The sequence below is a fragment of the Ancylobacter novellus DSM 506 genome (assembly GCF_000092925.1).
Classification (GTDB): Bacteria; Pseudomonadota; Alphaproteobacteria; order Rhizobiales; family Xanthobacteraceae; genus Ancylobacter; species Ancylobacter novellus.
Genome location: NC_014217.1, coordinates 724877 through 749573, shown reverse-complemented (window position 1 = coordinate 749573; position 24697 = coordinate 724877). Strand labels below are relative to the sequence as shown.

30 protein-coding genes are annotated in these 24697 nt (G+C 70.5%); 5 read left to right on the top strand and 25 right to left on the bottom strand.

All coding sequences use genetic code 11. From position 1 onward, the window contains the following. Positions 1 to 168: 168 nt before the first annotated feature. Entirely contained in the window at positions 169 to 417 is a 249-nt protein-coding gene (locus SNOV_RS03645) for a hypothetical protein (protein ID WP_013165560.1), read from the bottom strand. Further along, the gene (locus SNOV_RS03640; protein WP_013165559.1) at positions 411 to 1208 is read right to left on the bottom strand and encodes a glycoside hydrolase family 108 protein; all 798 of its coding nucleotides are present in this window, start codon (positions 1206 to 1208) and stop codon (positions 411 to 413) included. The genes SNOV_RS03645 and SNOV_RS03640 overlap by 7 nt, the downstream gene beginning before the upstream one ends. A 15-nt stretch (positions 1209 to 1223) precedes the next feature. On the opposite strand from SNOV_RS03640, the gene SNOV_RS03635 reads away from it, so the two are divergent. Next, positions 1224 to 1691 carry a hypothetical protein gene (locus SNOV_RS03635; protein WP_144295937.1) on the top strand — a complete coding sequence of 156 codons (468 nt, stop codon included), beginning with the start codon at positions 1224 to 1226 and terminating at the stop codon, positions 1689 to 1691. Between the two features lie 7 nt (positions 1692 to 1698). On the opposite strand, the gene SNOV_RS03630 is transcribed toward SNOV_RS03635, so the two are convergent. The 14 genes from SNOV_RS03630 to SNOV_RS03565 all read right to left on the bottom strand — a co-directional run bounded on the left by SNOV_RS03630 (position 1699) and on the right by SNOV_RS03565 (position 13172). Beyond that, complete coding sequence (locus SNOV_RS03630) at positions 1699 to 2574, bottom strand: arabinofuranosidase catalytic domain-containing protein (RefSeq protein WP_013165557.1); 876 nt, start codon at positions 2572 to 2574, stop codon at positions 1699 to 1701. Between the two features lies 1 nt (position 2575). Further along, the gene (locus tag SNOV_RS03625) at positions 2576 to 2881 is read right to left on the bottom strand and encodes a spike base protein, RCAP_Rcc01079 family (RefSeq protein WP_013165556.1); all 306 of its coding nucleotides are present in this window, start codon (positions 2879 to 2881) and stop codon (positions 2576 to 2578) included. A gap of 11 nt (positions 2882 to 2892) precedes the next feature. Then, positions 2893 to 3582 (bottom strand): DUF2793 domain-containing protein, encoded by a 690-nt coding sequence (locus tag SNOV_RS03620; protein ID WP_013165555.1) that lies wholly within the window; start codon positions 3580 to 3582, stop codon positions 2893 to 2895. Positions 3583 to 3874: 292 nt separating this feature from the next. Beyond that, on the bottom strand, positions 3875 to 7777 hold the full coding sequence (locus SNOV_RS03615) for a baseplate multidomain protein megatron (protein WP_013165554.1): 3903 nt from the start codon (positions 7775 to 7777) through the stop codon (positions 3875 to 3877). 116 nt (positions 7778 to 7893) lie between these two features. Beyond that, positions 7894 to 8325: an NlpC/P60 family protein gene (locus SNOV_RS03610; protein ID WP_013165553.1), complete on the bottom strand. Its 432-nt coding sequence runs from the start codon at positions 8323 to 8325 to the stop codon at positions 7894 to 7896. Further along, complete coding sequence (locus SNOV_RS03605) at positions 8325 to 9188, bottom strand: DUF2163 domain-containing protein (RefSeq protein ID WP_013165552.1); 864 nt, start codon at positions 9186 to 9188, stop codon at positions 8325 to 8327. The genes SNOV_RS03610 and SNOV_RS03605 overlap by 1 nt, the downstream gene beginning before the upstream one ends. Beyond that, entirely contained in the window at positions 9185 to 9826 is a 642-nt protein-coding gene (locus SNOV_RS03600) for a DUF2460 domain-containing protein (RefSeq protein WP_013165551.1), read from the bottom strand. Before SNOV_RS03600 ends, SNOV_RS03605 begins: the two co-directional genes overlap by 4 nt. After that, positions 9826 to 10434 (bottom strand): phage tail tape measure protein, encoded by a 609-nt coding sequence (locus SNOV_RS03595; protein WP_013165550.1) that lies wholly within the window; start codon positions 10432 to 10434, stop codon positions 9826 to 9828. The genes SNOV_RS03600 and SNOV_RS03595 overlap by 1 nt, the downstream gene beginning before the upstream one ends. A 15-nt stretch (positions 10435 to 10449) precedes the next feature. Continuing rightward, entirely contained in the window at positions 10450 to 10650 is a 201-nt protein-coding gene (locus SNOV_RS03590) for a rcc01693 family protein (RefSeq protein WP_013165549.1), read from the bottom strand. Next, the gene (locus tag SNOV_RS03585; protein WP_013165548.1) at positions 10647 to 11000 is read right to left on the bottom strand and encodes a gene transfer agent family protein; all 354 of its coding nucleotides are present in this window, start codon (positions 10998 to 11000) and stop codon (positions 10647 to 10649) included. The genes SNOV_RS03590 and SNOV_RS03585 overlap by 4 nt, the downstream gene beginning before the upstream one ends. Positions 11001 to 11177: 177 nt before the next feature. Next, on the bottom strand, positions 11178 to 11585 hold the full coding sequence (locus SNOV_RS03580; protein WP_013165547.1) for a phage major tail protein, TP901-1 family: 408 nt from the start codon (positions 11583 to 11585) through the stop codon (positions 11178 to 11180). 225 nt (positions 11586 to 11810) lie between these two features. Beyond that, positions 11811 to 12215, bottom strand: coding sequence for a DUF3168 domain-containing protein (locus SNOV_RS03575; protein WP_013165546.1), 405 nt, complete (start codon positions 12213 to 12215; stop codon positions 11811 to 11813). 73 nt (positions 12216 to 12288) lie between these two features. Beyond that, a complete protein-coding gene (locus SNOV_RS03570) occupies positions 12289 to 12609 on the bottom strand; it encodes a head-tail adaptor protein (protein WP_013165545.1) in 321 nt (106 codons plus the stop codon). Continuing rightward, entirely contained in the window at positions 12606 to 13172 is a 567-nt protein-coding gene (locus SNOV_RS03565; protein ID WP_013165544.1) for a head-tail connector protein, read from the bottom strand. Before SNOV_RS03565 ends, SNOV_RS03570 begins: the two co-directional genes overlap by 4 nt. Positions 13173 to 13273: 101 nt before the next feature. On the opposite strand from SNOV_RS03565, the gene SNOV_RS03560 reads away from it, so the two are divergent. Both SNOV_RS03560 and SNOV_RS03555 read left to right on the top strand, forming a co-directional pair. Continuing rightward, the gene (locus SNOV_RS03560; protein WP_013165543.1) at positions 13274 to 13993 is read left to right on the top strand and encodes a S1 family peptidase; all 720 of its coding nucleotides are present in this window, start codon (positions 13274 to 13276) and stop codon (positions 13991 to 13993) included. Positions 13994 to 14193: 200 nt separating this feature from the next. Then, positions 14194 to 14400: a hypothetical protein gene (locus tag SNOV_RS03555; protein WP_013165542.1), complete on the top strand. Its 207-nt coding sequence runs from the start codon at positions 14194 to 14196 to the stop codon at positions 14398 to 14400. Positions 14401 to 14477: 77 nt separating this feature from the next. On the opposite strand, the gene SNOV_RS03550 is transcribed toward SNOV_RS03555, so the two are convergent. The 5 genes from SNOV_RS03550 to SNOV_RS03535 form a co-directional block, all read right to left on the bottom strand. Next, entirely contained in the window at positions 14478 to 15746 is a 1269-nt protein-coding gene (locus SNOV_RS03550; protein ID WP_013165541.1) for a phage major capsid protein, read from the bottom strand. Between the two features lie 230 nt (positions 15747 to 15976). Beyond that, the gene (locus SNOV_RS03545; protein WP_013165540.1) at positions 15977 to 16540 is read right to left on the bottom strand and encodes an HK97 family phage prohead protease; all 564 of its coding nucleotides are present in this window, start codon (positions 16538 to 16540) and stop codon (positions 15977 to 15979) included. A gap of 2 nt (positions 16541 to 16542) precedes the next feature. Next, positions 16543 to 16710, bottom strand: coding sequence for a hypothetical protein (locus tag SNOV_RS23715; protein WP_013165539.1), 168 nt, complete (start codon positions 16708 to 16710; stop codon positions 16543 to 16545). After that, positions 16707 to 16895, bottom strand: coding sequence for a hypothetical protein (locus SNOV_RS03540; RefSeq protein WP_013165538.1), 189 nt, complete (start codon positions 16893 to 16895; stop codon positions 16707 to 16709). Before SNOV_RS03540 ends, SNOV_RS23715 begins: the two co-directional genes overlap by 4 nt. A gap of 63 nt (positions 16896 to 16958) precedes the next feature. Beyond that, positions 16959 to 18128 carry a phage portal protein gene (locus SNOV_RS03535; protein ID WP_013165537.1) on the bottom strand — a complete coding sequence of 390 codons (1170 nt, stop codon included), beginning with the start codon at positions 18126 to 18128 and terminating at the stop codon, positions 16959 to 16961. A 128-nt stretch (positions 18129 to 18256) separates the two neighbouring features. On the opposite strand from SNOV_RS03535, the gene SNOV_RS03530 reads away from it, so the two are divergent. Then, positions 18257 to 19399: an endonuclease/exonuclease/phosphatase family protein gene (locus SNOV_RS03530; RefSeq protein WP_013165536.1), complete on the top strand. Its 1143-nt coding sequence runs from the start codon at positions 18257 to 18259 to the stop codon at positions 19397 to 19399. A gap of 1 nt (position 19400) precedes the next feature. Here SNOV_RS03530 and SNOV_RS03525 read toward each other — a convergent pair whose 3' ends face one another. The 4 genes from SNOV_RS03525 to SNOV_RS03515 form a co-directional block, all read right to left on the bottom strand. Next, entirely contained in the window at positions 19401 to 20723 is a 1323-nt protein-coding gene (locus SNOV_RS03525; protein ID WP_041781954.1) for a DNA-packaging protein, read from the bottom strand. Then, positions 20689 to 21204 carry a hypothetical protein gene (locus SNOV_RS03520; RefSeq protein WP_244412849.1) on the bottom strand — a complete coding sequence of 172 codons (516 nt, stop codon included), beginning with the start codon at positions 21202 to 21204 and terminating at the stop codon, positions 20689 to 20691. Before SNOV_RS03520 ends, SNOV_RS03525 begins: the two co-directional genes overlap by 35 nt. 435 nt (positions 21205 to 21639) lie before the next feature. Continuing rightward, positions 21640 to 22251: a hypothetical protein gene (locus SNOV_RS23325; RefSeq protein ID WP_144295936.1), complete on the bottom strand. Its 612-nt coding sequence runs from the start codon at positions 22249 to 22251 to the stop codon at positions 21640 to 21642. A gap of 248 nt (positions 22252 to 22499) precedes the next feature. Continuing rightward, on the bottom strand, positions 22500 to 23480 hold the full coding sequence (locus tag SNOV_RS03515; RefSeq protein WP_013165533.1) for an IS1595 family transposase: 981 nt from the start codon (positions 23478 to 23480) through the stop codon (positions 22500 to 22502). Positions 23481 to 23614: 134 nt separating this feature from the next. Here SNOV_RS03515 and SNOV_RS03510 point away from each other — a divergent pair, with 134 nt between their 5' ends. After that, positions 23615 to 24586: an IS1595 family transposase gene (locus tag SNOV_RS03510; RefSeq protein ID WP_013165532.1), complete on the top strand. Its 972-nt coding sequence runs from the start codon at positions 23615 to 23617 to the stop codon at positions 24584 to 24586. Positions 24587 to 24697: the final 111 nt, after the last annotated feature.

Here is a 24697-nt window from a genome sequence, read left to right as displayed (position 1 = left end):
CGGGGATGAGGGAAGAGGGATTGGGGTCCAGGCGCTCAAGAGGTAGCGCGCGGCCCCCGCCACCCGCACAGCTCCCGCCCCACCGCATTGTGCGCCTTCACCTGGCGGATGGTCGGGTCGGTGTCGGCGCTGGCCCAGGAGATCGGCCGGAAGGCGCCGCAGGCGCCCCTAGTCGCGGCGGAAGGCGTCGTCGTCGCGCAGGCGGCCAGCATCGGCATCGCGGCGCCCAGCAGCAGCACGCGCGCGGTCCGCGCGCTCGATGGTCTCCAGCACATCGCGTTCTCCTTGCGCGAGACAGGCCGCCCGGCCTTCCATGCGCCCCTTGAGATAGATCGCGCCCGCCGCGACACCGGCGAGCAGCACCAGCCCGGCGATGCGGCCGAGCGGGCTGGCGAGGAGCGAGACGAGGCTCAGCACGGCGCGCCCTCCCCGGCGCGGATGCGCCTGAGCGTGCCGTGCAGCGTCAGCGCGATGCCGGCCAGCATCAGGGCCGCGAAGGCCCAGCGCAGCGGCGCGGCGAAGTCGGCCAGCGGCGCCAGCCGGTCGGCCTGCTCGGCGATCACCGCGCCGAGGCCCGCCCCGCCGGCGAGGATGCCGCCCGCCCCTTCCGGCGTGCGCGAGAGCCGCGTGTCGGCCGCCGGCGCCTTGGCGCTGCCGCGCGCCTGTGGCAGCGGCGCCGGCGCGGCGCACTCCGCCACCATGGCCCTGGCCGCCGCGCGCACCTCGCCGACGCGCCGGGTCCAGCCGGCGCCGAAGGTCGGGAAGGTCCGCAGCCCCCGGAGCATGGCGAGGCGCCGCTCGCACACGCCGTCGATCAGACCCGCCGCCCGCTGCCCCTCCAGCGCCGCCAGCGTCGCCTCGCCAACCTGCCCGTCGGCGGTGACGCCGAGCGCGCGTTGCAGCCATTTCGCCGCCTGGCCGGGGCCGGAATGCACCGCCGCGTCGAACACGCCATAGTCGAGCCCGGCCGGCAGATCGTCCGCCCGCACCGCGTCCCAATATTGCAGCCGGTAGATCGCCTCGATCTCGCCGGGCTCGATCAGCCGCACCGAGCGCACCGGCAGGGCGCGCCGGCGACGCCAGCCGTCATAGACGCGCTGGGTGACGCCGCGCATCGTCGCCCCGCCGGGATCGGCGGGGTGGTCGGCATAGCCACCCTCATGCACGAGCACGCGTTTCGGCGCCTCGTCGAAGCTCGACGCGGTCATGAACGTCTCCGGATTTTGCTGAAGGAATCGCGTCCGCGGCAGGGAACTGGCCCAGGCCGAATCAAGTTCTATTTTCGAAAACTTGCAAAGTTCGCAGATTTCAAGGACGATTTTCGTAAGGACAACGGGGGCCCGGCTCAAATGGCGACGGCGGATCGGTTGGTCGACGACCTGAGGAGCATCTTCGACGATGCGCGAAAGACCTCGGGACAGGTGCAGGCGGAGGCCCTTCTCGCGGCCGCGCCCTTCGTGCTCAAGGGCGCCGAACACGCGCGCGACGAGGTCGCCTATATGCGCGACCGGGTGACGCGCGAGAGCTACCAGGCGATCTGCCGGTCCATCGGCGACGAGATCGATCGCCTCAACGCCGAGATCGCCCGGCTTCAGCATTACGAGCGCATGGCCTCGGTCATGGCCAACACACAGCGCCGTTTCGCGCCCAAGCCGGCCACGGCCGCGGTCACGCCCCCGGCCGCCGAATAGTCGCCGCTTACGGCATGGTGCGCGCCAGCGCGGCGTCGAGGCTCGCCATGTCGAGTGCGGCGCGGGCGAGCACCAGCGTCGACATGCTGCCGGTGAAGTAGAGATCGCTCCAGGCCGAGCCGATGCGCAGCGAGGTCGCCGGGTCGGTGTCGCTGGTCAGGCCGGCGTCATGGAAGCCGCTGGTCGTCACCGCGCCGTCGACGGCGATGTCGCCCTGCCCCTCGCCATAGCGGAAGCGCGCGATGAAGCGCTTGCTGCCGCTCCCGCGGTCGCGGCCAAAGGACTGGTTCGCCGCGCCGTCGATCCGCGTGCCGATCGCCTGCACGAGATTGGTCGCGGGCGGCAGGCAGAGGCTGGCGCGGTGCGCGCCGGAGGCGTTCAGGCACATGAAAAGGAACTCGTTGTCGTTCAGCACCGGCTGGGCGGCGATGGCGACCGTCACATGGCCGGTGTTGCGGGCGAAGCCCTGGGCCGAGGCCGGCGCCAGCCAGTCGTTGACGCCGTCGAACACCAGCACCGGCCGGCCGCTCGGGCCGACATCGAGCACGCCGGCATTGACGAGGCGCGGCTGCGAGGCGGCGCTACCCTGCCCGGCATGGCGGCCATTGCCGCTCTGGTCGTACCAGGTGGCGACGGTGCCGCTCGTCGTACCGACGAAGGCGAGCAGCGCCGGGACGTCGATCAGCCCGCCGGCGAAGCCGATGTCGAGCTGGGCATTGTCGCTCGACCGCCGCACCCGCACGCACGGCCCGGCATAGGCCGAGACCAGCCGGCACAGCCCGTAGGCGGCGTAGAGCTGCGCCGCCAGCGGCTCCAGCGGCGGGGCGGCGCCATGCGCGTGCCGATGCGGAAGATCGAGACCGAGACCGAAGCGTGCCGCCATCTCAGTCGATCCGGTGGATGACGAGGCCGGCCGTGGTGCCGGTCGCCAGCACGCGCCGCACGATGAATTCCAGCACGCTCACCTGCCCGGGGCTGAGCGGCAGCGTCAGCGGCGCGCCGTCGGCGGCGTCGACGGTGAGGATGCGGATCTCCGCGCTCGTCAGCGTCGCCGGGGCGAAGACGCGCAGGCGCGCATAGCGCGGCAGGTCGTCCGCGTCGCTCGGCGTCACCGGCGCGCCGGTGCGGCCGAGGCCGGCCGGCGACATGGCGCGGCGGCGCCAGGGATCCTTGGCGGAATCATAGGGCATGGGAATCTCCGTCAGATGCCGAAGGCGAAGTAGGAGAGGACGAGCCGCACGCGCCCGCCGGTGAAGGCGCCGCCCAGCGCGGTGATGCGCAGCGGCGTGTCGGCGTAGAAGGCCTGCGGGCCGATCACGCCGATATTGGTCGCGCCCAGGGCGACGCCGAGCGAGCCGCCGAACTTCGACGTCTCCCCGGCGATGCCGACCTCATAGGCGGTGGCGCCGGTCACCGCCGCGACGGTGCGGCTGGCGACGGAAAGGCAGATGGCGCGGTTGGGGATGACGATGGACGAGGCGACGAAGGCGCCCGCGAGCACCAGTTCCTCCTCCACCGCCCGCAGCGTGGCGGTGCCGCCGGACGGCGTGCCCGCGAGCATGTCGACCCAATTGGTCCCGTCATGCAGCAGCGTGCGGCGCTCGGCGGCGAGATAGGCGCGCCAGCCCGCGCGGGGCACGAGGAACCGCCAGCCGGAATCGTAGAGCGCGATCTCGCCCACGTGCCCGGCCCAGTCGCCGCCGGCGCCGGCGGCCACGATGTGCCGGTCGCCCGGCGTGGGGGCGGAGGGCGGCGCGGTGCGGGTGCGGTCGAGCACGGCGAGCTGCGCGGCGGCATCGAGCAGCAGCAGCGCCTCGTTATGGGTGACGTGCTTCTGCGCCTGCGCCGCCGCCAGCAGCGGCAGCGCGAGATGGGGGGTCAGTTCCGACATCGAGGGCTCCGGCCGCACTCCCTCTCCCCGTCGGGGAGAGGGTTGGGGTGAGGGGGAAGGTGCGAAGGAATGAGACACAGGGGTTGGCGGCCCTCCCCCTCACCCGCCGCTGCGCGGCGACCTCTCCCCGTCGGGGAGAGGTGAAACAGGCATCCATGTCGCGCCGTCATGGCCGGGCTTGGCCCGGCCATCCACGACTTGGGACGTGGAGGAAGGCGTGGATGCCCGGCCCAGGGCCGGGCATGACGGTGTGCGGGGGGCAGAGCGCCTACCCACTCCTTCTGGAACTTCGTCAAACCCGCACCCGCGCCTCCAGCGCCTCCCCCGCCCCGACAGCGGTGGAGAGCTGGGCGATGCGGATGTCGAGGAAGGGCTGGGCGGCACCGAAATCGGCGATCTCGTCCGCCGCCGCATAGGTCAGCGCCGGCGCGGCGACGGTGAAGCTCCGCACCACCGCAGGCCCGTCGAGGATCTCCACCCGATAGGCCTCATTGGCCTCGCCGAGCGGCACCTCGACGAGGTCCCAGGCATCGCCGTCGATCCGCGTGCGGCGGATCCAGCCCAATTCCACGCCGGCCGGCGTGCGCCGGGCGCGGGGCTGCACCGGCGACAAAGGCCGCAGCGCGACCGGCCCGATGGTGGCGGCGATCTCGGTGACGGCTTCGTCGCCATGGTCGCGGTCGGCCGGCCCGACCCGGTAGACGACCCGGCGCCCGAGCATGTCGAGCCCGCTCGCCACCGGCATCAGGTTGGCGTCGAGGCGCACGACCCGCGTGCCCACGGGCCACGCGACTTCCGCCTTCGCCTCGGTGCCGAGCTGGCCGCGCAGCAGGCCGGACAGCCGCCAGCTCTGCGCGCCGATCAGCTCGGCTTCAGTGAACTGCATCACCTCGATCGCGCCGTCCGGCGCCACCAGCGCCAGCGCATTGGCGCCGCCGAGCACCGCCTCCTCGCGCGCGACGGCGATCAGCCCGTCGAGCTCGACGTCGAGCCTCGTCCGGTTCCAGCGCCAGGGTTCGCCCGGCGCCAGCGCGGTCAGCATCGTGCCCATCACCGCCGGCGCCGCCAGCGTGGCGAGGCGCTGGAAGCTCGCCCCGTCCACCGCCCGCCACACGGCGAGGCTGCCCGGCCAGGGCGCGACGAAGGCGCCGATGAAGGCCAGCGCCGGCGCCGCCGCGCTGCCCGGCATGGGCAGATGCAGCAGCATCACCTCGGGCGGCCCGGCACTCGGCGGGAGTGGCGGCTGCGCCGGGCGGCCGGTGCGCACCGCGAGGTCGAACACGGCCGGATCGATACCCCGCGCACTAACGATCCGCGCCGCGCGGTCCTCGATCGCCGTGATCTCGACGAGGCGCGAACGCCCGTCACGGTCGAGCCGCACCACATCGCCCGGCTCCAGCGCGAGGCGCGAGGGCGGCAAGGCGAGGCGCAGGCTGTCGCGGCCCGCCCACTGGTCCTGCAGCCAGGTCTCCGCCAGCGAAGCGGCGAGGCCGGGATCGACCACCATGGCGATTTCGAGCCCGGTCTCCGCCCGCGCCCCGCCGGCCAGCCGGCGCGAGGAGGCGGTGGCGCGGCGGTAGTCGGCCGCGCCGTCGATGAAGCCGAGCGTCGCGCTCGCCGGCAATTCGCCCTCGGCGGCGCGCACGATCTGCGGCGCCGGCACGTCCTCGCCGGCGACGATCTCCTCGTCGGTCAGCACCGCCCGCACCTTGCCGCCGCGCGGGCGCAAGGCGAGGCCGCCGGCGCGCTCGGTGAGGTCGAAAGCGAAGGCACGCGCCAGCGGCTCCAGCGCCGCGCGGGCGCTCATCGGCCGGTCGATCACATAGCCGTCGACGACGCCGCGCAGGCCCGCCGTGTCCATGCCCGCGACGCCGAAATCCGCCGCCAGCCGGGCGGCGAGCTCGGCCAGCGGCGCGGCGCCGAGCCGGCCGGTGAGCCAGTGGCCGGTCTCCCAGTTCTCGCCATCCGCCCACACCTCGCGGGCGAGCGGGAAGACGGGAAAGGGCCGCGCGTCCCAGGTCCAGGCATAGACGGCGGTGGGGTCGATCATCCGCCCGCCCGGCAGGCCCGGCGCGGCGGGATTGACGGCGGTCGAGCCGGAAAACCCGTCCAGAGTCGCCTGCAAATGCCGGCGCTGCATCAGGTCGTCACGGCGACCGTTGGAGAAGGGCGGCAGGCCGCCCTCGGCCGATTTCGGATCGGGGAAGACGCTCGGCCGGTTGGCGCCCTTGTCCACCGCCGGGCAGCCGATCTCGGTCAGGCGGATGGGCTTGGAACCCGGCACCCAGGCTGTGGGCGCGGCGAGCCGCACGCCACCGACCCGCTCGTGATGGGCGTTGCCCCACCACGCGGCGAGGTCCTTCTGGCGGTGGACCCACGGCTCGCCATAGGCACCATCGGTGATGGCGGCGCGGGCCTGCGCGGCGCGGGCGGCGTCATTGGGGTAATACCAGTCGAAGGCCTCGCCGGCCCTGAGATTGCCGCCGAGATAGGCGAGGTCGTAGCCGCTCTCATGGGTTCCGGCATCGAGATGGGCGTCGCCGTCGCGCCAGTCGGCGAGCGGCGGGTACCAGTCGACGCCGATGAAATCGATATGCGGCGAGGCCCAGAGCGGATCGAGCGGGAAACGCAGCTCCGCCCCGCCGCCGAGCACATGCGCGCCATACTCCGTCCAGTCGGCGGCATAGCCGACCTCCGTGCCGGCGCCGACGATGCTCTTCACCTCGCCCGCCAGCGCATTGAGCGCGCCGACTGCCGGATAGACGCCGCTGCCCGAGCGCACACGCGTCAGCGCCGCCATTTCCGAGCCGATGAGGATCGCCTCCACCCCGCCGGCCGCTTCCGCGAGCTTCGCGTAGTGCAGCACCATGCGGCGCAGCGTCCATTCCTCCGGCCCGGCATAGGTGACGCGCGTGCCGTCCAGCCCGTAATCCGCCGCCGCCGCGCTGCCGAACAGCGCCGCCACCTGCGTCCCCGCCGCCGCGCTGCCGTCCGGCGAGCCGGGCCGGCCGGGCGCGGGATGGCAGGCGATGCGCCCGCGCCAGGGATAGGCCGCCTGCTCCGCGCCGCCATAGGGGTCCGGCAGGTCGTTGCCGGCGGGAATGTCCATCATCACGAAGGGATAGAGCGTCACCGCAATGCCGCGCGCCTTCAGCGCCTCGATCGCCTTCACCACGCTGTCGTCGGAGGGCGTGCCGCCATAGGCGGCGCGGCCGTCGTGCCGGCTGACGAGATAGGCGCTCTCGCGCGTCTCGCCGGCGACCTGCCACTCCTCCGCCCGGCCGAGCCGCTGCGTCGGCTTGGAACGCCGCTCGACGCCGGGGCGGACCTCGCAGCTTCCCGCGCGCAGATCGGTGCCGAACCACGAGACCACCAGCGCCACGCGCTCCAGGTTCGGGCAGCAGGCGAGCAACTGGTCGAGCGCGGCGGCGAAATCGCTGGCATGCGTCGTCACATGCCGGTTCTCCGGCTGGTAGACGCCCGGCCGGTCGGCGCGGCGGATGGTGCGCGGATCGTAGCCGAACTCGGTGGCGCCGGGGATCAGCGTCACCGCGCGCAGCTTCGTCTCCAGCGCCCCCACCGCGCGCTCCAGCTCGACCGAGATCTGCGGCAGCCGGTTGCCGAAGGGGCCGAGCGGCAGCCGCTCGAACACCACATAGGCGAGGCCGCGATAGGCCGGCGCATCGGGCACCCGCGCCTCGATCAGCGGGTCGGGCAGCTGGCCCTCGCCGCCATTGTGGAAGCGCACGTTCAGACGGCTGGCGTCGAGCAGCCGCCCGTCCGCCCAGATACGCCCGAGCCGTGTCACCGGCCCCTCGCACAGGCCGACGGCGAAGCTGCCGAAATAGGAATAGGTGGTGGCGGTCGCCGTGGCCCCGCCCATCAGCTCGCCGCCCTTGCCGCCGGCGCTCTGCGTCTGCGTCGAGACCACCTCCTCCACCGGCGCCGCCCAGATCACCTGGCCGGACAGCCGCGCCCTTCCATAGAGCCGCGGCATGGCCGCGCCCTCGGTCGAGGTCATGGTGCCGAATTCGGTCAGGCGCGGGCCCTCGCTGCGCCGGCCGGGGGTCAGCAGCAGGGAATCCACCGCCGAGCCGCCCAGCGCCCCGAGCGCCCGCCCGGCGAGCGCGCCCACCGGCCCGAACAGCGCCCCGCCGATCGTCCCGCCCAGCGCGCCGAGAATGAGTGTGGCCATGGGGGCTCCCGTTGTGACTAGCCGTCATCCCGGCCGAGCGAAGCGAGAGCGGGGATCGCTCTCCAATGTTTGCGCGATCCCGGATCGGCCTTTGGCCGTCCGGGATGACGGCGAACTCACGCACCCGGAAAGGCGAAGGCGTAGGCCAGCCGCCGGCGCCACCAGGGCGCCAGGAACACCTCGGCCACGGCGCCGTCATGGGCATGGACCATCCGGTCCCGCGTCACCAGCACCGCCGCGTGCTTGGCCGGGAAACCCTCGCGCCAGCGGAACAGCAGCACGTCGCCCGGTTCGATCTTGCTGAGCGGCACTTCGCGCATGTGCCGGCGCGCGGCCTCCGCCATCTGCTCTTCATGGGTCGCCTCGGCCCAGTCGGGCGCATAGGGCGGCAAGGCCTGCGGCTCGGTGCCGAGCACCGCCCGCCAGATACCCCGCACCAGCCCGAGGCAGTCGGCGCCCTCGCCCTTGAGCGAGGCGCGGTGGAGGTACGGCGTGCCGATCCAGCCCCGCGCCTCGGCGACGATGCGCGCGCGCAGTTCCGCACCCATCACTGGCCTCCCGGCACGGCGATGCGCAGCACCGCGTCATTGCCCGGCATGTGCGGGAAGCCTCGGAAATTCAACGTGTTGGCAAAGCGGTCGCGGCAGGTCTCGAAGCTTTTGTCGCAGCCGGCGGTGACGGTGAAGCCGTCCCCCGCCGCCATCGGCTCGGGCGGACGCTGCCACAGCTCCAGCCGCACGCCGCCGGCGACATTGTGCGACTTCACCTCGGTGGCGAAGCCGTCATTGGCGCCAGAAGTGAACACGAGACGTCTCTGCGTGAACCAGCCCGCCGCATAGGCGCCGAGCCCGGCGGCCACGAGCAGCCCCGGCCCCTCCACCGCCGCCACCGTGCCGGCGCCGGTATAGGCGGGCGAGGCCAGCGCCATCTTGCAGCGGGCGTCGCCGAGATCGGCGTCGCAGCCGGCGGTGAACAGCCGCCCGCGCACCACGTTGAGCATGCTGGCGAGCCCGCGCAGCTCGGCGGTGAAGCTGCCGCCCTCGCGCCGCACCTCGCCCAGCGTGGCACGGCGCAGCAGCAGGAAATGCTCCGGCGCCGACCAGTCCGCCAGGATCAGCTCGATGGCCGCGCCGTCATAGCGGCCGGCATCGAGATCGGCCTCTTCGATCAGCTCGGAGGACAGCGCCGCCGACATCTCGCCCCCGCCCACCGCGAAGCCGAGCGAAGAGGCATCCTCGCTCCCCGCCACGCCGCTGGCGGCACGGAAGAAGGTGCCGTCGACGGTGAGGTCCTCGTCATGCTCGGTCAGGCCGATGACGACGCCGTCCCGGCGGGTGAGCCGCCAGCAGCGCGCCAGCGTCGTCACCCCGCCCGCCAGCGAGGCGGCGAGGCTCGCGGGTATCGCCCTCATGGGCGTATCTCCAGGATCGGGATGCGCGGGATCTCGCCCGCCTCGAAGGCGGTGAGGTTCACTTCGAGGAAATCGGTGTCGAAGCGCGCCGGCACGTCGAACAGGAAGCCGGCGGTGACGCTCGCGCCCGAGGCCGGCACATGGCTGGCGAGGAAGCTGACGGTGCCGGTGGTCGGGTCGAGGGTGAAATGCGTGCTTAGCGTGCGCTCCGCCCCGTTCACCGCCACCCGCACCGAGCCGGCCACCGGCTTGGCGATGGGCCGCACATAGGGCGCATGCGTGCCGCCATAGGTCTTGGCGAGATCAAACCGGGTGCGTGCGCCGGTGCCGGTGCCGAGCGCCTGGTCGAAGGGCGTCACCGGCGCGCCCGGTGCGGCGGAGGAATGGTCCAGCCGGTCGCGCCAGCGGAAGCCGTAGAGCCGCCCGCGCCGCTCCTCGAAGAAGGCGACGACGCTGGAGAGCTGCGTGAGCGACTTCACGCCATAGCCCGCATCCCAGCGCCGTCGCGAATGGGCGAGCCGCGTGTTGCGCTCCTCCCGGCCGGTCAGCGTGGTGACGATCTCCGTCGCCCGCTCCGGCCCGCCCGCCGCGCCGAGCGCGATGTCGAGCGGGAACAGCGTCTCGTGGAAGGCGGGCATCAAAGGCTCCTTTCCCCGCGCGCGACGGCGCGGGCGACGAGGCCGGACAGATACGCGTCGGAGCGGCGGAAGGCGCCCGGATCGGGCGTCGCCACGTTCACCGTCACGTTCACCGCACGACCGCCCCCACCGGCGGCGACGCCGAGCCGTCCGTCCGGCCCGCGCCGCAGCGGCAGGATCGCCTCGGCCCCGCGCTCGCCCATCAGGCCGGTCTGGCCGTTGCCGAGCGGGAAATAGGTCGGCGCCGCGACGACGCCGCCTTGCGCGAAGGGGATGACGCGGCCATTCGTGAACGCCCCGCCCTTCGCGAAGCCCAGCGCGCCGCCAAGGGAGCCACCAAGCCCGCCGAGCGCGCCCTGCAGCAGGCCGGCGACGCCCTGCTCCAGCGGCCGGAAGGCGACGTCGAGCGCCAGCGAGGACAGCCGCATCGCCAGCGAGCGCAGCACGTCGTCGGCCTCGCGGCCCTTCAGCGCCGCGCCGGTGAGCGCATCGCCCACCGCGCGCCCGAAGCCGCGCGCCAGCCGCTCGGCCTCGCCGATCTCGCGGCGGAAGGCGCTGGTGTCGGCGTCGATCTCGACGATCAGGCCGTCATCAATGTCGTCGGGCATGGGAGCCTCGCTGTTTCAGTCCGGGAACCGCGCCATCAGCGCGGCGAGTCCGGCACGGTCGAGCCGCGCGGGGACCGGGCCGGCCACCGCGCCGATGGCGGCGGCGAGTTCGCGCGGGGTGAGCCGCCAGAAATCATCGGAAGACAGCCGCAGATGGCCGAGCCCGAACGCCATCGCCTCGGCCCAGGGAAAGGCGCGCGGCGCGGCCGGGCTCACGCCCCCTGCGGCGGGGGAGGGTTTGCCGGCGCGGCACCGTCCGCTGCGCCGAAAGTGGCGGCGATCAGCTCGCCGACGATCCGCGCGAAACCGGCCGCACCGCCGGGCGCGGTCATGCGCGCGACCTCCTCGTCGGTAACGCTCTCGCCGGCCCCGCGCAGCCCGGCGGCAAGGATGCGGATCGCGTCCCGCGCCGCCAGCCGCCCGCGCGAAAAGCGCTCCGCCAGCGCCACCAGATCCTCGGCGCCGAGCGCGTCCTCCAGCTCGGCCAGCGCGCCCAGCGTCAGCACGAGTCGGCGCGGGCGCCCGTCAAGCTCGGCGGCAACCTCGCCGCGATGCCGGTTGGCCATGGGAGGGCTCCTCGAAGACATGTGAGAAATGGAACGCCGTCATCCTGAGGTGCTCGCGCAGCGAGCCTCGAAGGATGGTCGGTTAAGCGCACGCCGGATGAGCATCCTTCGAGGCCCGGCGTGCGCCGGGCGCCTCAGGATGACGTCCATCAGGGGGCAAGGACCACGAGTGCCCTCTCACAGCGCGGCGAAAGTCACCTCGCCCGCACTCTCCAGCGCGATATCGAAGGTCACCTCGCGGTCGTGCTCGGCGGCGATCTCCAGCGCCGTGATCTGGAACGGCCCGGCGATGGTGCCGAAATCCGGCACCAGGATCTGCGCTTCGCGGATCGTCCCGTCGAAGAAGCTCTGGCGGATCAGCGCGTCGGAGGCCGCGTCCTTGAACACGCCGGAGCCGGAAACCGAGGCGCGCTTCACGCCGCTGCCGGCGAGCAGCTCGCGCCAGCGCCCGGCGCTCTCGGCGTGGGTCACGTCCACCGGCTCGGTGTTGAAGGCGATCTGCCGCGAGCGCAGCCCGGCGACCGTCGCATGGGCGGCGCCGTCATGGATCTTCAGCAACAGGTCCTTGCCCTTCTGCGCCGCCATCGGCCGGCTCCCTTCCAGGTGTTCGGCACCGCCCGCAGGAATTCAGGGACGGTTAACCTTCATGAGCTAGATTAAGTACGCATCGGGATGGAAAGCCGGCTCACGGCCTTCACAAGCGGATTGAAGAAGCCCGCCCAACCGGCTTCATCTTCAGAATCAGATTCAACTGGGATTCCCGAGTCGCTGGAATCCTTTGCCGGCGTTTCTTCACGGCTGCGGAAATCTTCAATTCGATTCCGTCACGGCGCGGAAGCGCAGCAGCGCGCGGTAGGTCCGCCCGCCCGGCTCGCGCCTGATCTGCGCCTCGCTGAAGCGCAGATTGACCAGCGCATGGCCGGCAAGTTCCAGCGGCGCGTCGTGCAGCGCCTGCTGGATCAGATGGGCGATGGCGTGCGCCTCGGCATGCCCGCCCTGCCGCGACCAGGCGGCCAGCGTGAGCCGGTGCTCCTCGCCGCGCTCGGTGGCGGTCGACCAGTCGCTCACCTGCGCCTCGCCGAGCGTCACATAGGGAAAGTCCGGCGAGGCCGGCGGTACGTCATGGATGCGTGCGCCGCCCAGCGCCGCGATCAGCGCGGCGTCGGCGATGAGCGCCGCATGCACCGCCCGGCGTAGCTCCACGGCCGCGCTCATCGCTGTCTCCTGTCGATCGGTCGCATCAGCCGGCGGCGCAGCGCCGCCAGCCCTCTCAGCCGGGTGGGGAACCTCACGGCGTCTCCTCCCGGCAATCGCAGACGAGGCGCCGGCCGCGCCCTTCCGGGTCGCTCACCGCCTCGACGAGGAAGCGTCGCGCGCCCAGCCGCAGCCGGTCGCCGGCCTGCACCGTGGCGGGCGCGCGCACCGTCACCTTGTGGCTGAGCACCGCGCCCGGCCGGTCGGCGATCTCGGCAGGGGCGGCGGTGGTCTCCACCCCGCCCCACAGCGCATCGACGGCGATGAAGCTGCGCGTCACCCCGTCCAGGCCGTCCGGCGTCTCCACCGGCGTCTCATGCACCAGCCGGTGCCGCATGGAACCGATACCGCTCATAGCCGCGCCACCCGGAACGGGGCGACCAGCGCGTCGAGCCGGGCGGGAAAGGCCGCCCCCGGCCCCGGCACGTCGCGGTGCTCGTAGAAATGCGCCAGCACCACCCGCACCGCCTCGATCAGCGGCGAGGGCACATGGTCGGCGCTCGCCCCGTGCCCGGCGATCACGTCGATGGCGATGCCGGCGAGCGGGCGGCCGGGCGCCGGCAGCGCGCCACGGGCGACCCGGATCACCCCCGGCAGCCGCGCCGTGTCGAGCGCGAAGGCATCGAGCGCGAGCTCGATCTCCTCGCCGGCGGCGTCCACCACATGGGCGGCGGTGATCTCCCGCAGCGGGTTCACCGGCGCGGCGACGAGGCCGGAGGCCGGCCAGGCGTCGCGCACGATGCGCCAGCCCTGGTCGATCAGCACGCGCCGCGTCAGCGCCTCCACCGTCGCCCGCGCCGCGGTGATCAGCGAGGCGATCAGCGCGTCCTCGGAATCGTGGTCGACGCGCAGATAGATCTTGGCCTCGGCGAGCGTGATCGGCTCGGCCGCAGGCCCGGCGAGAAGGATCGCGGGCATGGTGCCTCTCTGTTGTCGCTGAATGTCCGAAAAGGCCGGCCCCGATTGACGCCGCGTCCGGGCGCCGCCACAAAGCGGCTCCCTCCGCCGGAACGTCCCGAATGCGCCGCCTCGTCTTCTCCGCCCTCGTCGCCCTCGCCCTTACGGCCCCCGCGCATGCCATCGTCGGCGGGCGGCCGGCGGATGCGGCGCTGAAGGGCGAGACGGCAATGATCGTCTCGACGCGCGGCGCCTCCTGCACCGGCGTGGTGCTGGCGCCGAACGCGCTGCTCACCGCGGCGCATTGCGTGCAGCCGCAGGCGGATTACGCGATGGTGGTGTTCGAGGCGTCCGGCCCGCGGCTGATCCCGATCAACCGCATTGCCCTGCACCCCTCCTTCGATCCGAATTCCTTCGAGACCCGCCGCCCGACCCCGGATCTCGCCGTGGTGCGCCTCTCCGAAGCCCTGCCGGCAGGCTTCCGCCCGGCGCAGCTCTCCTCGGAAGTGGCGCTGCCGGCTCGCCGCACCGCCTTCACCGTGGTCGGCTTCGGCGTGACGAAGGACGGCGACGGCAAGTCGGCCGGTACGCTGCGCAGCGTCGAGCTGCCCAGCATCGGCACCACCGGCGGCATCATGGTCCGCCTGTCGGACGGCGCCGCCAAGGGCGGCTGCACCGGCGACAGCGGCGGTCCGATCTATCTCGACGACGTGGTCGCCGGCATCATCGGCTGGTCGACCGCCGCCGGCGGCGCGCGCGGCTGCGGCGGCGTCACCGGGGCGACGCTGGTCGGCCCCCAGCGCGCCTGGATCGACGCGACGCTGCGCAATATCGGCCGCTGACCGGAATTCTATCGCGCGCGCACGGATCGCGCGCGCCCTGCAAGAGGGCGTTTATATGCACGCACGCAAATGTTATTGCACTGGCGCAAATATGACAGCGCCATAACACAAATAGCAATGCGGATTCGCCCACATTAAGTTCTGTTCATGAAAACGGCGCGGCCACAACGACCCGCCCTCACTTCTCAGGAGAGACCATCATGAACAAGATCATCCTCGCCGCCGTCGCCCTGGCCACCTTCGGTTCCGTCGCCGCCCAGGCGGATGGCGGTCGCGATCCCAGCCTCTATGGCCGTCAGGCTCCGGCGCAGATCGTCGAAGGCCGCAACGCCGCGGTGGCGCTGCCGGCCAGCACCGACGGCTACATCAAGGCCTCGGTCGAGCAGGACGCCCGCTCGAGCCGCTGATCTCCCCGACTGACCGTCGGAAACGGGGCGCCTCCTCGCGGAGGCGCCTCTTTTCTTTTGCGCCGCAGCCCTGACCGCTACTCCGCGAACTTCAGCAGCTTGATGGCGTCGAAGTCCTGCACGCCGCCGCCGACGCGCTTGGTCGTGTAGAACAGCACATAGGGCTTGGCGGAATAGGGATCGCGCAGCACGCGCACCCCCGCCCGGTCCACTACCAGATAGCCGCGGCGGAAATCGCCGAAGGCGACCGAGAGGCTGCCCGCCCCGATCTCCGGCATCTCCTCCGCCTCATGGACCGGGAAGCCGAGCAGGCTCGGCGGGGTCCCCGGCGCGGTGGGCGGCGCCCAGAGATACTGGCCGTTCTCGTCCTTCAGCTTGCGCACCGCCCCTTGCGTGCGCCGGCTCATCACGAAAGAGCCGTTCTGCCGGTAGCCGGCTTTCAGCGCATAGACGAGGTCGACCAGCGGGTCGGCCGGGCTGGCGGCGGGGAAATCGCCGGCGGCGCCGGTCGAAACGAAGCCGAGCTTGCCCCACACCCAGGCGCTCTCCGCCACCGTGTCATAGGCGAGGAAGCCCTTCGGCTTGCCCGAGCCGTCGCCGGACACGAAAGCCGAGCCCTCCTGCGCCGCGAAGGCCGCCTCCACCTCGATGGCGAGCCATTCGTCGATATTCACCGCCGCGTCGTCGAGCAGGGTCTGCGTCGCCGCCGGCATGGCGTAGAGCTCCATCGCCGGGAAGGCGAGTTCGTCCAGCACCGGGCTGGCGGTCTGCGCCCGCGCCCCGGTCTCCGCCACCCAGCCGACGGCCGGGCCGGAGGTCATGAACGGCTTCTTGTAGGTGCCGGACGAGATGGTGCGCACATCGGCGATGGCGCGGATCGGCGAGAGCGCCGTCAGGCGCTTGCCGATCTCGCGCTCGGTCTCGTTCGGCACGACATAGCCGCCGTCAGTGCCGACGCCGGCGGAGAGCGCCTTGGCCTCCAGCCGCTTCAGCCCGGCCGCCTCGCCGGTGCGGACATAGGAGTCGAACGCCGCCTTGTGCTCGCGGGCCGCGAGGTCGCTCACGAGGTCGCCGGCACCGCCGAGCGCCGGGCGCCGGGCCTTCAGCACCAGCTCGTCGATCAGCGCCTTCTGCGTGTCGAGCGCGGCATTGATGCGCTCGACCTTGTCGGTGGTCACCGCATCGATGCCGCGCCGCTCCAGCTCGCCGAGGCGCTGGTCGTTGGCGTCCTTGAACGCCTCGAAGGCGGTCATGAACTCCTCGAAGGCCGCCGTCACCTCCGGCCCCGGCAGATGCTTGGTCTCGACCGCGGATTTGGATTCGGGTGCGGGTGTGCTGGGATCCATGTTGCTCATGTCCATGTTCGATATGACGAAAGAGCGCCGTCATCCCCGAGCTTGGCGGGGATTCACGTCTTGACCGGCAATGGTTTGGGAATGGCCCTGCACCCGACGAACCTCATCCTGAGGTGCGAGCGCAGCGAGCCTCGAAGGATGTCGGTAGAGCGCACCCGGACGAGCATCCTTCGAGGCTGGCCTTTGGCCAGCACCTCAGGATGAGGACGCGCTTGAGGACGTCACACCGCCAGCGGCCTCAGCCCCGGCAGCGCCCGCAGGCGCCTGGCGCCGCGGCGGATGATGCCGGCGAGCGAGGCGGCGCGCTTCACGCCGGCGATGCGGGCGTCCGGCTGCATCGGGAAGGTGACGATCGACACCTCCCACAGATCGATGCGCGAGAGCCGGCGCACGCGCGAACGCGGGTCGGTGCGGCCCTCCACCGTGCGGAAGCCGATGGAGAGCCCGTCTATGGCGCCGGCGCGCATCAGCGCCAGCACCTCGCGGGAGCGGGCGACGTCGAGCGTCAGCCGGCCGCGGACATGCAGGCCCACCGCGTCCTCGCGGAGCGACAGCCAGGTGCCGATCGGCTCGGCCGGATCGTGCTGGAACAGCATGCGCACGCCGCTTGTGCCGCGCTCGGCGAGCGAGCGGGCGAAGGCGCCGGGCAGGATCAGGTCGCGGCCGAGATCGACCCGGCCGAACAGGGCGGCATAGCCTTCGAAGCTGCCGTCCGGCTCGATCGTGGCCAGCGCGCCGGGATGCGCCTTGGTCTGGATGGGTGCCGGAGCGAAACCGGCGGGCATGGTCATGCCCCCTCCCCGTCACGCGAGCGGCGGGTGGCGGCGGCGCGCTCGAGACGCCCGAGCGTGCGGCCGAACTCACGGAACACCTGTGGCGCATTGCCGGCATGGCTGGCCGCCGGCAGGCGCGGGCGCCCGGGCAGGAAGGCCCGGATGCGTGGCGTCGATGTCATTGCTCGTCTCCGAACAAGGCGTTGAAGCGCGCGATCTCGCGCACGAAGTCGTCGAAGCGGCGCACCGCCCGGCCGAGCTCGCGCAGGGCGAGCGCCGCCAGTGCAGAGGCGCCGAGCGCCCACATCAGCAGCGCCAGATGAGCGAGGTCGCCGCGCTTGGCGAAAGCATCGATGAGGACCTGCATGGGCGTGTCTCCCTCCGCGCTCCCCCTGTTGGTGCCCGGCCCCGCAGCCGGACCTTCTCGTTCTCAGCCGCGCAGCCCGTAGCCGACGGCCTGGCGTTTTTCGTCCTCGGTGAGGAAATTCGCCTCGTTCACCCGGCGCCACAGCGCCTCGCGCTCGAAGCTCAGCGCCTCGACCGCGTCGAGGTCGGGCTCCAAAGCGAGCCGCGCCGTGCCGAAGGCGGGCGCGAGCCAGCCGGTCAGCTCCTGGCCCAGCCGGCGCGCCAGCGGCAGCACGGTCTGGCGCCAGAGCACCCGGCTCGCCTCGCTGTAATTGGCGTAGGTGGCGTCGCCCGGAATGCCGAGCAGCATGGGCGGCACGCCGAAGGCGAGCGCGATCTCGCGCGCCGCGGCATTGCGCGCCTCGAGGAAATCCATGTCCTTCGGCGACAGCGACAGCGGCCGCCAGTCGAGCCCGCCTTCCAGCAGCAGCGGCCGCCCGGCATTGGCGGAGCCGGAGAAGTTCTGCTCCAGCTCCTCCTTCAGCCGGTCGAACTGCTCGTCCGAGAGGTTGCCGGCGCCGCCATAGACGAGGGCGCCGGAGGGCCGGGCGGAATTGTCCAGCAGCGCCTTGTTCCAGGCGCCAGCGGCGTTGTGCAGGTCGAGCGCCACCTGCGCCGCCTCCAGCGGAGGGGCGCCGTAATGGTCGTCGAGCGGGTTGAACAGCGCGACATGCAGGATGGGAGGCGGCGAGCCGTCCTGGACGAAGCGCACCGAGCGCCCGCCCGCCGTGTATTCGTAAGCTTCCGCCCACCCGTCCGCGCCGGGCACGACGCGCATGCGGTCGGGGCGCAATATGTGCAGCTCGCGCACATCGCCGCCGAGCGCGACCGCCTCGACATAGGCATTGCCGGCGAGCATCAGATGCGCCGCCAGCGCCTCCATCAGCCCGGTGCCGGAGAGGCGCGGATTGGGCTGCGCCAGGAGGTCGGTGAGCGGATGGGCGGCGATCTCGCGCCCGCCCTCGGAAAGGGTGAAGCGCACCTCGCCGACCGCCTGCGCAATGAGCCGCACGCAGCGATGGGCGACGGCGTTGCGCTGGTAGCCCTCGCGGGCCAGCGCGCCATAGTCGCGCGGCGTCCATTGCGGCCGGTGCCCGCCGATCAGCGCGATGAGCGCCTGCGTGCGCGAGGCCTTGGCCTCCGGCGGCGCCGTCGGCCTGCGGCGGAAGGCGAAAGGAAGATTGAGGCGAGCCATGGACCCATCCTGAAGCGGCGCGGGATCGAAAGGGGCACCGGCAAAAGCCGGCAGGCTGTCACAGACAGGAAGGACTACTTCTGGTAGTCTTCCACCGATCGGGCGGAACGACCGGGCGGGGGCATGCCGTGTCGAACAACTACGCCAGTCTGAAGCGTGACCTTCAGCGCGAGCCCGGCGCGGCCGAGCGCTGCGCCGCCCGCCTCCTCGCCATCCGCCAGCGGCTGGAGCCGATCCGGCGGCGCAAGAGCGACGGTTCGCTGCTGCTCGCGACCTGGAACATTCGCGACTTCGATTCCAACAAGTTCGGCTGGGGTCCCCGACTGCCGGAGACCTTCTACTACCTCGCCGAGCTCATCTCCGCCTTCGACCTGGTGGCGATCCAGGAGGTCAACGAGGACCTCGAGCCGTTCCGGCGGCTGATGCGCATCCTCGGGCGCGAATGGGACTACATCGCCACCGACGTCACCGAGGGCGCCTCGGGAAATGGCGAGCGCATGGCCTTCGTCTACAACACCGAGAAGGTCTGGTTCCGCAAGGTCGCCGGCGAGATCGTGCTGCCCGATGGACAGCTCGTCGTCGCCCGCAAGAAGGTGAAGCCGAAGGACCAGCCCGACATCGCCCCGACCATCGTCGAGACGCGCCAGCAATTCGCCCGCAGCCCGTTCATGGTCGCGTTCCAGTCCGGCTGGTTCCGCTTCAGCCTGTGCACGGTGCACATCTATTACGGCGACGACAGCGGCGACCAGCTGCAGCGGCGCATCGACGAGATCCGCAAGCTCGTCGGCTTCTTCGCCAAGCGGCAGGACGCCGCCAAGCCCGATTCCGACCAGCTCGGCGCGCCGGAGAACTACATCCTGCTCGGCGACTTCAACGTCGTCAGCCCCGAGCACGAGACCATGAAGGCGCTGAAGGAGAAGGGCTTCAAGGTCCCCGCCGAGATCGACGGCGACAAGGTCCGCCAGAAGGGCGCGTATTTCTACGACCAGATCGCCGTCCGGGTGAAAGACAGGCGCTTCAAGGTCGCGGGCGGCGGCATGCTCTCCTTGTTCGAGGACGTGTTCCGCGACGAGGACATGGTGCTCTATGCGTCGCATGTCCCGGCGCAGGATCCGGAGAAGAAGGCAGCATTCCGCGCCACCACGCCGGAGGCGCGCTACGCCAAGTGGCGGACCTGGCAGATGTCCGACCACGCCCCGCTGTGGATCGAGATCGAGACCGACTTCGCCGACGACTACCTGCAGGCCATCGCCCAGCCGCCGACGCCCTGATTCACACCTGTCTCACTCTTGGCGCGGCTTCCTTCGGGCCGAGCGCCAAAGCGGTGACCGCCCAGACCAGCGCGTCGAGCCGGTCCGGCGAGCGCCCGTTCGACAGGCCGTCGGAGCCGAAATCGCATAATTCGTCCTCCAGCGCCGGGAAGGCGCCGGCATGGCGCACCCTGCCCTGCTCGTAGAGCGCGGCGACCGGCTCGGCGCGCAGCCATTTTCCGCGCGTCGCCCGCACCTCCCTCACCGGCACGGAAGGATCGATGCCGGCGAGGATGCTCTTCACCATCTCCCCGCCCTGGTTGACCTCGACCACCACGCGGTCCGCCTCAAGCCGGTGGAACAGCCCCACCGCCCGTCCGCCCCATCCGGTCGGCGTCAAGCCTTGCGCGCTCTCATCGGCCAGCACATGCACGAGGCCGTCCCTGTCGATCCCCGCCGCCACCAGCCCGCAGGCATCGGCGTGCTTGCGCGAGGAGGCCGGCGGGTCGACCGCCACCACGATGCGCTCCATTTGCCGGACCATCTCCGGCGCCGCCGCCTCCCGCCCCGCCTCGATCAGCGCGCGGCTCCACAATGCGTCCGGCCGGTCCTCGATCAGTTCGCCGTCGAGTTCCTGCCGGCCGAGCCGCGTGCCGGCATAGCGGCCGACCACGGTCTCGAGAAAGTGTGGGGCCAGATGCGCCGCGTTCTCCGCGGTGCCCATCCGCGTCACCGCCGTCCGCGGATCGGCCAGCAGCGCCCGCAGCAGCGTTGTCGGGCGCGGGGTCGTCGTCACCATCTGCCGCGGCCGGGCGCCGAGGCGCAGCCCGAATTGCAGATTGTCGAACGCCGCCTGCGCGTAGCGCCATTTCGCCAGCTCGTCGCACCAGGCGGCGTCGAATTGCGGCCCGCGCAAGGACTCCGGGTCGTCGGCGGAAAAACCCTGCGCCACCGCGCCGTTCGGCCATTCCAGCCGCTTTCGCGTCGGCTCCCATGTCGGCCGCTCGCCGCGCGGATGCACGGCCAGCAGGCCCGAGACGCCCTCGACCATCACCTCGCGCAGGTCTCCGAGGCTCTCCGCCACCAGCGCGATGCGCCCGGCGGGGGGCCCCGCCCGGCCGAAGGCGAGAGCGCGCACCCATTCGGCGCCGGCGCGTGTCTTGCCGGCGCCGCGCCCGCCCAGCACCAGCCAGGTCAGCCAGTCGCCGCCGCCCTGCGCCGTGTCGGGCGGATGCTGCGACGCGCGGCCGAGCAGCGGCCAGTGGTGCCGCAGCCATTGCGCGGTCGGCGGCGGCAGCGTGGCGAGCAGCTCAGGGAGCCTCCCCTGCCGCCAGCACGCGCTCAAGAGTTTCGCCAAGCTCGCGTCGGAAGGCGTCGGCGTCGCGTGCTGCGTCATCGTCACCGCCCGGCTCGTCCTTCTCCAGCGCCGCCAGCTCGCGCAGCGAGCGCACGAGGATGGCGAGCGTGCGCGCCGCCCGCTCGGTCTCGGCGACGCCGTCGGTCTCGCGCTCGCGGCCGGCCTTCGCCACCAGCCGCTCGACGGCGGCGATCTCGGCCTCGATCCGCCGCACCAGCCGGGCGATCAGCGCGCGGCGGGGCAGCGCCTCGGCCGGGATGCCCTCCTCGGGGGCCGGCGCCGGCGGCTCCGCCAGCGGCACGCCCGGGCGGAACCGCTCGTCGAGCCGGCGCGGCTGCCATCCCTGCCTCTCCGCGTGGCGATAGATGGTCCGCCTGTTGATGCCGAGCAGCACGGCGATGCGCGCGACCGAGACGTCGGTCTCCTCGTAGAGCCGTCGCACCTCCAGCAGGACGGCCGGCGAAATCATTCGGTTGCCCGTCGCCATGCCGCCTCTGCCGAACCCTGCCCGATGGAAAGGCCGGCCGAGCCGGCCCGGATGTGAAAAAGCCGGCCGCGCGGCCGGCTGTGGAATGTGCGGGGCCGGCGTGGTGGCCGGCCGGAAACCCTCATCGCCCCGCGCCGGAAGCCCGCGGCCTCGGACGCAATGGTGGAGCATGACCAAAAGCTACCCGAGCAGCGTCACGCTGTCAAGGATTTTTTTCCCAATAATATACTTGACATAGCCCGTGCGCTGGCGCGATAGTGCGGCATGAGGCGGGCGCAATGGCCTGCCGCGCTTATTTTTTCGATGTGGTTGAGAGGTGGCGCGAGATGTGTGCGACCAAAGAGGAATATCGTCCTGACGTGGAGGGCGTAGAGATTACCGACGCCATGATTGAGGCGGGGGTTTCAGAATTGAAATCTAGCATTGGCGATCCCGACTTCGTTTGGTCGGCTTCAGACCTGGCAGTTCAGGTCTATTCGGCCATGGAAGACGCTCGTCGCGCATCGATTTCTCGACAGAAAGGGCGAAATCTCTAAGAAGAATTGCGCGTTCTCGCAACAGATCGAAGCTAGATAACAAATCATACCCTATCAGCTTTTGCGCGCGGGTATTGCCTTGGTGGGAGAAGGGGTCGACTCGTTGATCCGCGTAATTATATAGCAGAGGTGAGTGAACTGCGTTGTTGCGATCCTCCTCAATTTGTGTGCAAGAGTCGCAAAGAAATAGAATATCTAAGTTTTCTTTTGTTAGTCTTGAAATGTCTATTTGGGCGCTATCGTCGTTATCGAAGTCCCATTTTTTTGATTCATAGATTGCCGCTGAAGCGGCAATTAGGATGTCGCGTTTTGTTCTGTCGCTTTTTAGGCTATTCCATATAGCCAGAGCTACAACGCCATCGTCCTCGCCAGTCATTGCCCAAAGAACCAAGCCAAGGGCCTCATGTAGGGCGTTCCACGCCAACGTCGCTCGCCCTATGGCTGCGGCGTATGGGGTGAAGCGATCATCGGAGTATGTTTGGCGTGGCAACATTATCGGATTCCGCTTCGGTCGATGCGGGTTCCGTTTGCGTGGTGGCACAGGATCGCTCACATGGCAGCTAAAAAACCACACGAAGAGTACACGCCGGAAGAGGTGGCGCAACGGGCGACCGCCGCCCTTCGGCGCGCCCTAACTACTCCTCCGAAGCCGCACGATGCCACTAAGGTCAAGGGTGCAGAGAAGAGGAAGCCTAGGAAGGCTCCCTCCTCTTCAAAACCCTAGCCTTGCGCGCCTTCTGCTTAGGCGTAATGGGCGTTGTCAGTTTGTTGATAGGTGAGCCGTTTGCCGGCCGCGCCGCGAATGGCGTCTTCGGTGCGCTCGCGGTCGGTGACCTTGAGGGCGGTGCGCCGGTTGTAGCGGAAATCGAACTCCGCGAGGTAGCGGTGCAGGTGAGCCTCGCCGCAGTGCTGGTAGACGCCAATCATGCCGCGCTTGAAGACGGCAAAGACGTTCTCAATGGTGTTGGAGTGCACCACGATATCGCCCTCGCGACGGGCATATTCCTTCGTTGAATGCTTGACCGTGGAGTGCTTGGCGAACTCGCCGCCGGTCGTGGTGTAGAGGCGACTCTCGTCGGTGTGGAGCGTCGTTTCCGCTGACACGTTGCGCACCAGCACCTCGCGCACGGTCTCCTTCGTGGCCTCATTGAGGTGGAACATGCGGGCCTTGCCGCCACGCTCCACCAGCCCGACAACGATGCGCTTCTGGGCGCCGCCGGCCTTGCCGCCCTTGGTGTAGGTGGGAACGCGGCCACGCGACAGCTTGCGCGGGGTCTCGCGCGTGCCGATGTAGGTCTCATCGGCCTCGACAATCTTGCCCTCGCCGCCGAGCGGGCCGGAAGCGGTCACGTCTTCCTTCATGGCCTCGCGAATGCGGTGCGCCATGAACCAAGCGGTCTTGTAGGTGACGCCGAGCATGCGGTGAAGCTGATGGGCAGACATGCCCTTCTTGGACGCCGCCATGAGGTGGAAGCCGAGCACCCACTTTGACAGAGGAATCTTGGAGCGCTCCATCACCGAGCCAACGGTGACGGTGAAGTGCTGCCGGCAGGCGTTGCACTGGAACAGCCCCGGACGATGCGACTTGCCGGCCAGCTTGCGGATGCTCGCCGCGTCGGCGTTGCCGCAATGCGGGCAATAGACGCCATCGGCCCAGCGGATGCTTTCGAGGTGTTCGCGGGCCGCGTCGTCGTCGTGGAAGATGGCATCGGTGAGGTTCATCGGGGCAACTCCTTGTCCCGACTATCCAAAATCGCTCACGCTATGTCAAGTATATAATTAGGATTTTTTTCCTAATTATATACTTGACAAAGCACGGCCTGCGCCTATGATCGGATCAACAAGGGATCACGACCATGGCTAGCGGCTTCGACAACCCCATCTTCACCGACGCGGACAAGGCCCGCGAGTATCTGGAAGCCCAGCGTTGGCCGCTTGGCCCGATCTGCCCGCACTGTGGCAACGCCGACCCCGCCGCCATCCGCGGCCTTAAGGGCAAGGCTCACCGTCCCGGCGTCTATCAGTGCAACGCCTGCCGCGAGCAGTTCACCGTCACCGTCGGCACCGTGTTCGAGCGCTCCAAGATCCCGCTCAACAAGTGGCTGTTCGCGACGCACCTCATGTGCGCGAGCAAGAAGGGCATGTCTGCCCATCAGCTTCACCGCATGCTCGGCGTCACCTACAAGACCGCTTGGTTCATGGCTCACCGCATCCGCGAGGCCATGAAGGACGACGTGTCCACCTCTGGCCCCATGGGCGGCGAGGGCAAGATCGTCGAGGCCGATGAAACCTACTTCGGCAAGACCGAAACGCAGCCGACCGTCACCACCAGCGGCAAGCCCTTCACCAAGAAGGGCAAGTCAGGCCCGTCCGGCAAGCGCGCCGTTGTTGGCCTTGTCGAGCGCGGCGGCAACATCCGCACCTTCCACGTTGCCAAGGCGAATGCCGAGACCGTCCGCGACGTGCTGGTGCGCAACGTGTCTCGCGATACCGCGCTCTACACCGACGAAAGCCGTCTCTACACCGTGACCGGCCGCGAGTTCGCGAGCCACGAGACGGTGCGTCATTCAGCTGGCGAGTACGCTCGCGGCACCGTCCACACCAACACCATCGAAAACTACTTCTCGGTCTTCAAGCGCGGCATGCGCGGCGTCTACCAGCACTGCGCCGAGAAGCACCTGCACCGCTACCTCGTCGAATTCGATTTCCGCTACAACCGCCGCAGCGCTCGCGGGATCGACGACACCACCCGCCGCGATGACGCCCTTAAGGGCATCGAAGGCAAGCGTTTGACCTATCGGCGGATTGGTGAAGCCGCTTACGCTTAAGCAGAAGGCGAAGCGCTTCGCCCGCTGGCGCAAACGAAAGTTGCGCAAGACGGGGATTGCCCGCGAGGACAGTTGACGTCCGCGACAGAATGTCTCGAAATTCGAACTGAC

What these genes read in the sequence shown, in the direction of transcription:
- SNOV_RS03640 (WP_013165559.1), bottom strand. Translation starts at nt 1,208, where the DNA reads ATGACCGCGTCGAGCTTCGACGAGGCGCCGAAACGCGTGCTCGTGCAT.
- SNOV_RS03630 (WP_013165557.1), bottom strand. Translation starts at nt 2,574, where the DNA reads ATGGCGGCACGCTTCGGTCTCGGTCTCGATCTTCCGCATCGGCACGCG.
- SNOV_RS03625 (WP_013165556.1), bottom strand. Translation starts at nt 2,881, where the DNA reads ATGCCCTATGATTCCGCCAAGGATCCCTGGCGCCGCCGCGCCATGTCG.
- SNOV_RS03620 (WP_013165555.1), bottom strand. Translation starts at nt 3,582, where the DNA reads ATGTCGGAACTGACCCCCCATCTCGCGCTGCCGCTGCTGGCGGCGGCG.
- SNOV_RS03615 (WP_013165554.1), bottom strand. Translation starts at nt 7,777, where the DNA reads ATGGCCACACTCATTCTCGGCGCGCTGGGCGGGACGATCGGCGGGGCG.
- SNOV_RS03610 (WP_013165553.1), bottom strand. Translation starts at nt 8,325, where the DNA reads ATGGGTGCGGAACTGCGCGCGCGCATCGTCGCCGAGGCGCGGGGCTGG.
- SNOV_RS03605 (WP_013165552.1), bottom strand. Translation starts at nt 9,188, where the DNA reads ATGAGGGCGATACCCGCGAGCCTCGCCGCCTCGCTGGCGGGCGGGGTG.
- SNOV_RS03600 (WP_013165551.1), bottom strand. Translation starts at nt 9,826, where the DNA reads ATGCCCGCCTTCCACGAGACGCTGTTCCCGCTCGACATCGCGCTCGGC.
- SNOV_RS03595 (WP_013165550.1), bottom strand. Translation starts at nt 10,434, where the DNA reads ATGCCCGACGACATTGATGACGGCCTGATCGTCGAGATCGACGCCGAC.
- SNOV_RS03585 (WP_013165548.1), bottom strand. Translation starts at nt 11,000, where the DNA reads ATGGCCAACCGGCATCGCGGCGAGGTTGCCGCCGAGCTTGACGGGCGC.
- SNOV_RS03580 (WP_013165547.1), bottom strand. Translation starts at nt 11,585, where the DNA reads ATGGCGGCGCAGAAGGGCAAGGACCTGTTGCTGAAGATCCATGACGGC.
- SNOV_RS03575 (WP_013165546.1), bottom strand. Translation starts at nt 12,215, where the DNA reads ATGAGCGCGGCCGTGGAGCTACGCCGGGCGGTGCATGCGGCGCTCATC.
- SNOV_RS03570 (WP_013165545.1), bottom strand. Translation starts at nt 12,609, where the DNA reads ATGAGCGGTATCGGTTCCATGCGGCACCGGCTGGTGCATGAGACGCCG.
- SNOV_RS03565 (WP_013165544.1), bottom strand. Translation starts at nt 13,172, where the DNA reads ATGCCCGCGATCCTTCTCGCCGGGCCTGCGGCCGAGCCGATCACGCTC.
- SNOV_RS03560 (WP_013165543.1), top strand. Translation starts at nt 13,274, where the DNA reads ATGCGCCGCCTCGTCTTCTCCGCCCTCGTCGCCCTCGCCCTTACGGCC.
- SNOV_RS03555 (WP_013165542.1), top strand. Translation starts at nt 14,194, where the DNA reads ATGAACAAGATCATCCTCGCCGCCGTCGCCCTGGCCACCTTCGGTTCC.
- SNOV_RS03550 (WP_013165541.1), bottom strand. Translation starts at nt 15,746, where the DNA reads ATGGATCCCAGCACACCCGCACCCGAATCCAAATCCGCGGTCGAGACC.
- SNOV_RS03545 (WP_013165540.1), bottom strand. Translation starts at nt 16,540, where the DNA reads ATGCCCGCCGGTTTCGCTCCGGCACCCATCCAGACCAAGGCGCATCCC.
- SNOV_RS23715 (WP_013165539.1), bottom strand. Translation starts at nt 16,710, where the DNA reads ATGACATCGACGCCACGCATCCGGGCCTTCCTGCCCGGGCGCCCGCGC.
- SNOV_RS03540 (WP_013165538.1), bottom strand. Translation starts at nt 16,895, where the DNA reads ATGCAGGTCCTCATCGATGCTTTCGCCAAGCGCGGCGACCTCGCTCAT.
- SNOV_RS03535 (WP_013165537.1), bottom strand. Translation starts at nt 18,128, where the DNA reads ATGGCTCGCCTCAATCTTCCTTTCGCCTTCCGCCGCAGGCCGACGGCG.
- SNOV_RS03520 (WP_244412849.1), bottom strand. Translation starts at nt 21,204, where the DNA reads ATGATTTCGCCGGCCGTCCTGCTGGAGGTGCGACGGCTCTACGAGGAG.
- SNOV_RS23325 (WP_144295936.1), bottom strand. Translation starts at nt 22,251, where the DNA reads ATGTTGCCACGCCAAACATACTCCGATGATCGCTTCACCCCATACGCC.
- SNOV_RS03515 (WP_013165533.1), bottom strand. Translation starts at nt 23,480, where the DNA reads ATGAACCTCACCGATGCCATCTTCCACGACGACGACGCGGCCCGCGAA.
- SNOV_RS03510 (WP_013165532.1), top strand. Translation starts at nt 23,615, where the DNA reads ATGGCTAGCGGCTTCGACAACCCCATCTTCACCGACGCGGACAAGGCC.